The organism is Pseudomonas sp. GW458-11-26-14-LB4 (assembly GCF_059423925.1).
In genome coordinates this window covers 145,597-151,950 of record NZ_JBWKYU010000011.1, presented here as the reverse complement: position 1 = coordinate 151,950, position 6,354 = coordinate 145,597, and the positions used below count along the sequence as shown (strand labels likewise).

7 protein-coding genes are annotated in these 6,354 nt (G+C 63.5%); 2 read left to right on the top strand and 5 right to left on the bottom strand.

Annotated elements, in window-relative coordinates; genetic code table 11:
- The gene (locus AC07XZ_RS16690) at window positions 1-870 is read left to right on the top strand and encodes a TauD/TfdA dioxygenase family protein (protein ID WP_102686671.1); all 870 of its coding nucleotides are present in this window, start codon (window positions 1-3) and stop codon (window positions 868-870) included.
- Between the two features lie 45 nt (window positions 871-915).
- Here the strand turns inward: AC07XZ_RS16690 and AC07XZ_RS16685 are convergent, their stop codons facing one another.
- The 5 genes from AC07XZ_RS16685 to AC07XZ_RS16665 form a co-directional block, all read right to left on the bottom strand.
- Window positions 916-1,605 carry a hypothetical protein gene (locus AC07XZ_RS16685; protein ID WP_102686672.1) on the bottom strand — a complete coding sequence of 230 codons (690 nt, stop codon included), beginning with the start codon at window positions 1,603-1,605 and terminating at the stop codon, window positions 916-918.
- Window positions 1,574-2,614 (bottom strand): GSCFA domain-containing protein, encoded by a 1,041-nt coding sequence (locus AC07XZ_RS16680; RefSeq protein ID WP_102686673.1) that lies wholly within the window; start codon window positions 2,612-2,614, stop codon window positions 1,574-1,576. The genes AC07XZ_RS16685 and AC07XZ_RS16680 overlap by 32 nt, the downstream gene beginning before the upstream one ends.
- A 37-nt stretch (window positions 2,615-2,651) precedes the next feature.
- Window positions 2,652-3,167 carry a GNAT family N-acetyltransferase gene (locus AC07XZ_RS16675; RefSeq protein ID WP_085747531.1) on the bottom strand — a complete coding sequence of 172 codons (516 nt, stop codon included), beginning with the start codon at window positions 3,165-3,167 and terminating at the stop codon, window positions 2,652-2,654.
- Window positions 3,168-3,333: 166 nt separating this feature from the next.
- Window positions 3,334-3,747 carry a cupin domain-containing protein gene (locus AC07XZ_RS16670; protein ID WP_102686674.1) on the bottom strand — a complete coding sequence of 138 codons (414 nt, stop codon included), beginning with the start codon at window positions 3,745-3,747 and terminating at the stop codon, window positions 3,334-3,336.
- A 30-nt stretch (window positions 3,748-3,777) separates the two neighbouring features.
- Window positions 3,778-4,533 carry an SDR family oxidoreductase gene (locus AC07XZ_RS16665; RefSeq protein WP_102686675.1) on the bottom strand — a complete coding sequence of 252 codons (756 nt, stop codon included), beginning with the start codon at window positions 4,531-4,533 and terminating at the stop codon, window positions 3,778-3,780.
- Window positions 4,534-4,784: 251 nt separating this feature from the next.
- Between AC07XZ_RS16665 and AC07XZ_RS16660 the strand changes: the two genes are divergently transcribed.
- Window positions 4,785-6,353: a winged helix-turn-helix domain-containing tetratricopeptide repeat protein gene (locus AC07XZ_RS16660; RefSeq protein ID WP_102686766.1), complete on the top strand. Its 1,569-nt coding sequence runs from the start codon at window positions 4,785-4,787 to the stop codon at window positions 6,351-6,353.
- Window position 6,354 lies beyond the last annotated feature (1 nt).

The window sequence follows — 6,354 nt, the reverse complement described above, 5'->3', positions numbered from 1 at the left end:
ATGGATCAGTTGGCACTCAAGGCAATCGAGCGCATCGCCGCAGAACGGCGCGCACCGTATCAGCACATCACGGTCGAGCGGATCACGCCGATCATCGGGGCCGAGATCGGCGGCGTCGATCTTTCGCAGCCGCTGAGCGACGAGCAGCTCGCGGAAATCCGCCGGGCCTTTCTGGAGAATCACGTGGTGGTGTTCCGCGATCAACATCTGACGGTGGACGAGCACAAGGCGTTTGGCCGGTTGTTCGGTGAGCTGCGGGCGCTGCCGGTGGAAGACATCGACGGCGATGACCCGGAACTGGTGGTGATCCGCGCCAACGCGCAATCGCGCTACGTGGCCGGCGAAACCTGGCACACCGACGGCACCGCCGACCTGGCGCCGTCCATGGGCTCGATGCTGTACGTCAAGGAAACCCCGGCCATCGGCACGGGCGGCGATACGCTGTTCGCCAACATGCACCTGGCGCTGGAAATGCTGTCGCCGACGATGCAGCAGTTTCTCGGAGAACTGACAGCGATCCATGACGGCGCGATTCCGTGGAAGGGCTATGAGGCGCCGGCCAACCTGCCGAAAACCGAGCACCCGGTGGTGGTTCGCCACCCGGAAACCGGTCGCAAAACGCTGTTCGTCAATTCCGGGTTTACGTCGCACATCGTCCAGTTATCCGGCGGGGAAAGCCAGGTGCTGTTGAACATGCTGTTCGATCTGGTGGCTCGCGAACCAGTTCTGAGTTGTCGCGTGCGCTGGGCGCCGAATACCTTGGTGTTCTGGGACAACCGTTGCACCCAGCACCATGCGGTCTGGGATTATTTTCCGCACTCGCGGTATGGCGAGCGGGTGACGATTCTGGGGACGCAGCCGAAAGCTTGAATCTAAAAAAACGGCGGGAGCGGCGGTGCCGTTCCCACCGGTCATTCACAGGCCTTGTTTGAGCAGTTGCTCGACGATCAACTCGCCGAACGCCAGATTCCCGTGCAGCGGGTCATCCACTTCGCAGTACGCCGAACGCTGAAAGCCCTGCTCATCATTCGCCGCCGTGCGCACGTCGATCAGCTCGATGCCAAGTCCTTGCAGACGCTCGATCAGCAGCGCCTGCGCGGCCATGAACACTCGTGAGTCGGACAACTCCGGCACCCGCTGCGGCGGCAATACGGCGAACACCTTGAGGTCCATCGCCCGGGCCTGTTCATAGAACGCCAGTGCAGGCCGGGACAAGGTGTCGACAATGGATTCGAACAGCGGCCCGGCGAAAAAACCTTCGTCGAATTCGCCGTCCAGGGTCTGGTAGCACGTCCAGTTCGGCGCGGTCGCGAGGTAGTGCAGGCTCAGGCCAATGGTACTCACCAGCGGCACGCCGACCTTCGCCAGTTGCGGCACTTCGAACGGCTCAAGGGCCTGGCGATACAGGCGCTCCATCTCGGCTTCCCGAAACACCACGTCATGGCGGGTCAGGCTGAAAAAGTCGACCGCGAAATCCCGGCCGGTGCCCAGCGGGCCGCCGCTGAAAGGCAGCTCGCGGGCCTGCGCCGCCTTGCCGATGACCCCGGCATGGGAGTCGCCCAGCAGCAGAAACCTAGGCGTAGTAATCGAGCACGGCGTCTTCACAGACAAGCTCCTCGCTGGACACGCAGGTGGAGGGCACGCTGGCCGGCGTGTGCACCGGTTGAACCGCATCGAGCCCGGCGAAAAACTGCTGCATGACGAACGCCACGCCTTCGGGCGTGACTTCCCGCTGGTTGGGCTGATAGAACGCGCCCTTGAACGGTGTGCCGGTGATGATTTCGTAGGAAGGGAAATAGTCGACGTCGTGCAGGTCTTCACACAGCTGCCCGGCGACGGCGCGCAGGACCGATTTGGAATAGGTGGTGGCGCTCAGCACATGCTCGCCCGTGGCGGTCGCCGTCAGGGGCACCGGTGACACGGTGAGCAGCAGGCGCAGTTGCGGGTTGATCGAACGCATCAACTCCAGCGCCCGGACCATATCGCCATAGGTGTCCATGAATCCGAAGTTGCAGAACTTGTGAAGCAGCGGATCGAAGGTGCCGCGCACGGTGCCAGGGCACACGGGGTACACCAGTCCGGTCTGGCGGTTTTGCCAGGCTTCGGTCAGGCCGAGGGTAAACACGAACACTTTGGCCTGGCGCAGGGCGGTGCGGATGGCGTCGAGGGTGGCTTCGCGCGATGCGAACAGCGCGTCCTCGCTGGCAAAACCTTCGGGCTCCACGGCGGGGCGGAACGGGTCGAAGAAACGCCCGTCATGGGCCCAGGTTTCGTCGGGGGGCAGGCTCACGCCCAGCGCCCATTCCAGCCATTGGCACAGCATCGCCGGGGTGTACAGATTGCCGGTGCGGAAGGAGAACACCCCGTAGTTATGGGCCTTCCAGTCGTCTTTGGGCAGTTCGGTGGGGGCCGGTTCCGCGTCCAGCCAGTTCATGCCGCGTTCCACCAGCGCGCGGCCGATGTGCTGGGCGAAACACGAGCCGGCGGTGACGATGGCGTCCTTGTTGCCGATCTCGAACTGCGGCGTCCACAGTTGATCGATGGTCAGCGCGGGCTTGTCAGCCACGGCGGTGCGCCAGAAAGCGCGGGGTGGCAGGCATTGATAAGGATTCACGACGAGGGCCTCCTTGGCGGTCGCTGATAAAACGGGGTCAGCTGATTTGATAGCGGTAGATCAGGTCGTCAAACCACCGATCTCCAATCTGATAGGCCTGTGGCACGCGGCGCTCGAATACAAAACCGCATTTCTCCAACACCTTGCAGGAGGCGATATTACCGTCGGTCACGGTCGACTCCAACGAGTCCAGGCCGATGGCGGCGGCATAGTCGATGATCGCCTGGCGCGACTCGGTGCCAAAGCCTTTGCCCTGATGCTCGGGCAACAGCAGGCAACCCACCTCGGCATGCCCCGGCGACAGAATGCGGAATCCGGTCACGCCCAGTTCCTGCCCGCTGGCCCTGTCGGTCACCACCAGACACAACCAGTGATCCGACTGCGGCCCCCAGGCCGGAAGCCGATGCTCGAAGCCTTTGCGCACCTGGTCCTCGGCGATTTCACCGAACACGTACTGCATGGTTTGCGGCTCGGAGTGCAGCCTGAGGAACAGCGGCCAGTCGGATTCGACCATCGTGCGCAGGTCAAGGCGTTGCGTGGCGAGTTCGAGCATCCGCTGCTCCTTGCAAGGGTGGAAAGGGAAGACGGTTTTTTACTGGGTGTGGGGCGAAAGATCAATGCTTTGATCGGGCATGTTTTGCAACGCCGACCTTGATCGCGCCCCGTAGCGGTACTCTCCGGCAGCCACGCTGCCGGAGGTGGATTGGCGTAAGGATCGGTTACGGCTTGACCGGTTTGACCAGGTCGGTCTCGCTGCTGTCGAGCACGAACACCGCCAGCAGACGGGACGGCTCAGTGGTGCTGGCATTGGCGCTCACCGCGTGGAAGTCACCCGGTTGCTCGACGAAGTTTTCCCCGGCCTTGTAGACCTTCTCCGGCGCGTCACCGACCTTGCTGCGCACGGCGCCCTCAAGCACCGTGGCGTAGATGAACGCGGACTTCGGATGGAAGTGCGCCGGCGAAGATCCACCGGGCGCGTATTCCACCAGCACGCCCCGCATGGATTTGCCCGGAACGTTGGGCAGGGCGCGGTCGAACACCACGGTGACCTTGCCCGCCTGCGGTTCGGCGGCCGAGGCAGATGATATCGACAGGGCCGCAAACGTGGCGGCCAGCAGGATTCGGCTGAACATGGCGATACTCCTTCAATTGAGTGGGGTGTTTCAGCGCTGGGTCGATTTCGCCAGCCAGTCTTCAAAGCGGGTTGGGCCCAGGCGCGGGTTGCTGCTGCCGGGGGTGAGCGACTGGTCGTCGAGCTCGCCGCCAAAGTAGCGGGCGTGGACGTCCGGGATCACTTTGCGGGTGTCGTGGGTGGCGCGGAAAAAACGCCGGACCAGCTCGTCGAGGGGCATGGCTTCGGGGCCGGCGATTTCCTGCGTGCCGTTGATCGGCGCTGCCAAGGCAACGTCGGTGAGGGCAGCGGCGACATCGTCGGAGGCCATGGGCTGGATCAGTGCCGGCGACAGGCGCACTTCCTCGCCGACGGTGGCGGATTGGGCGATGCCGCCGACAAATTCGAAGAATTGCGTGGCCCGCACTAGGGTGTACGGAATGCTCGAGGCCTTGATCAGGTTCTCCTGCGCGACCTTGGCGCGGAAGTAGCCGTTGGCAGGCGAGCGCTCACTGGCGACGATCGACAGCGCCACGTGATGGCGAACCCCGGCTGCGGCTTCGGCGGCGAGGAGGTTGCGAGTGGAGGTCTCGAAGAAGTCGAGTACAGCCTGGTCTTCCCACGAAGGGGCGTTGGAAACGTCGACCACCACCTGGGCGCCGTCCATCGCTTCGGCCAGGCCTTCGCGGGTGATGCTGTTGACGCCGGTGTTAGGGGAGGCGGCGAGTGCATCGTGGCCGCGTTCGCGCAGATTGTTCACAAGTTTCGATCCGATGAGGCCGGTGCCTCCGATAACGACGATCTTCATGGCAACTCTCCACTTGCCGACGGCAACCATTGCTGTCGATGTGGGTTGAGCATGCTTGCGGCGCTCGGGCAAATCCTTGTGGTGACCTTGGATTTGTCTTGGTTTTTTGTCCAGACAGGCCAATCCGTCGGCAGATGCGTAGACCAGTGTGCAGACCGGTGCGGCGGCCCGAGGTCTGCCGTATGATCGAGCGCAAAACAATCGCCTGCCCGGACACGGCGTCGCGGGCGCCAGACCAGAGAACAGCCACCGTGCAATTTGTGTTTGAAGACTACCTGCTCGACCAGCAGCGCCGGGAACTGACCTGTCACGGGCAAGTCGTGACGGTCGGGCCGCAGGTCTTCGATCTGCTGTTGCTGCTGGTCAGCAACCGCGAGCGGGTGGTGAGCAAGGACGAACTGTTGAGCGCCGTATGGAGCGGCCGGATCGTTTCCGAATCGACCATCACCAGCCACATCAACGCCGTGCGCAAGGCCATCGGCGACACCGGCGAGCAGCAGCGCCTGGTGCGCACGGTGCCGCGCAAGGGCTATCGCTTTGTCGGTGAAATCACCTCGAGCGACAGCCCCGTCAATGCGCCCGAAGCGCCTGCGATACCCGAAGTGGCCACGACACTTGTCCTGCCGGAAAAACCTTCGATCACCGTCCTGCCCTTCCAGAATCTCAGTGGAGACGCCGAGCAGGACTATTTCGCCGACGGCATCGTCGAAGACATCATCACCGCGTTGTCGCGCCTGCGCTGGCTGTTCGTCATCGCCCGCAACTCCAGTTTCACCTACAAGGGCAGGGCGGTGGATGCGCGAGGCGTCGGTCAGGAACTGGGTGTGCGTTACGTGCTGGAAGGCAGCGTGCGCAAGAGCGGCAACAAGATCCGCATCACCGGCCAGTTGATTGATGCGTGCAGCGGCACGCACCTGTGGGCCGAGCGCTTCGAAGGCCTGCTCGACGATATTTTCGAACTCCAGGATCAAGTGGCCGAGAGCGTAGTGGGCGCCATTGCGCCGCAGCTTGAACGCGCGGAAATCGAGCGGGCCAAACGCAAGCCCACCGACAGCCTCGATGCCTATGATTACTACCTGCGGGGCACGGCCAAACTGCACATCGGCACCCAAGAGGCGATCGAGCAGGCACTGGCGTTGTTCTCCCGGGCGATTGAACTGGATCCGGAATTCGCCTCGGCGTATGGCATGGCCGCGTGGTGCCACTTCTGGCGCAAGCTCAACGGCTGGATGACCGACCGGCCCCGGGAAATCGCCGAAGGTGCGCGGCTGGCGCGAATGGGTGTGGAACTGGGGCGCGATGACGCCGTGGCGCTGACCCGCTGCGGTCATGCCCTGGCCCATCTGACCGGGGATGTCGATTGTGGCATTGCTTTGCTGGATCGGGCTCGAGTGCTCAACCCCAATCTGGCGCCGGCCTGGTATCTCGGCGGTATCCTGCGCGCCTTGGGTGGCGAAACCGAAGCCGCCATTGCCAACCTCGAGCATGCCGTGCGCCTGAGCCCGCTGGATCCGGAAATGTTCCGCATGCAGGTCGGGATGGCGCTGGCACACTTCTTTGCGGGTCGCTTCGAGCTCTCGACTTCCTGGGCCGAGAAAGCGCAGGGAAATCTTCCCAGTCTTTTGGTAGCGGCGGCCCTGATCGCCGCCAGCCACGCGCTCGGCGGGCGAACCGACAAAGCTGGGCAGGCCATGGAACGGCTGCGTCAGCTGGACCCGACATTGCGGGTGTCCAGCCTGAGCGCGTGGCTGCCCATTCAACGGCCTGAAGACGTCGCCCGGTTTGCCGAAGGTTTGCGGTTGGCGGGTTTGCCGGAGTAAG

Bases quoted from the DNA above. Each gene is read 5' to 3' on its own strand.
- AC07XZ_RS16690 (WP_102686671.1), top strand. From the start codon at position 1: ATGGATCAGTTGGCACTCAAGGCAATCGAGCGCATCGCCGCAGAACGG.
- AC07XZ_RS16675 (WP_085747531.1), bottom strand. From the start codon at position 3,167: ATGCTCGAACTCGCCACGCAACGCCTTGACCTGCGCACGATGGTCGAA.
- AC07XZ_RS16670 (WP_102686674.1), bottom strand. From the start codon at position 3,747: ATGTTCAGCCGAATCCTGCTGGCCGCCACGTTTGCGGCCCTGTCGATA.
- AC07XZ_RS16665 (WP_102686675.1), bottom strand. From the start codon at position 4,533: ATGAAGATCGTCGTTATCGGAGGCACCGGCCTCATCGGATCGAAACTT.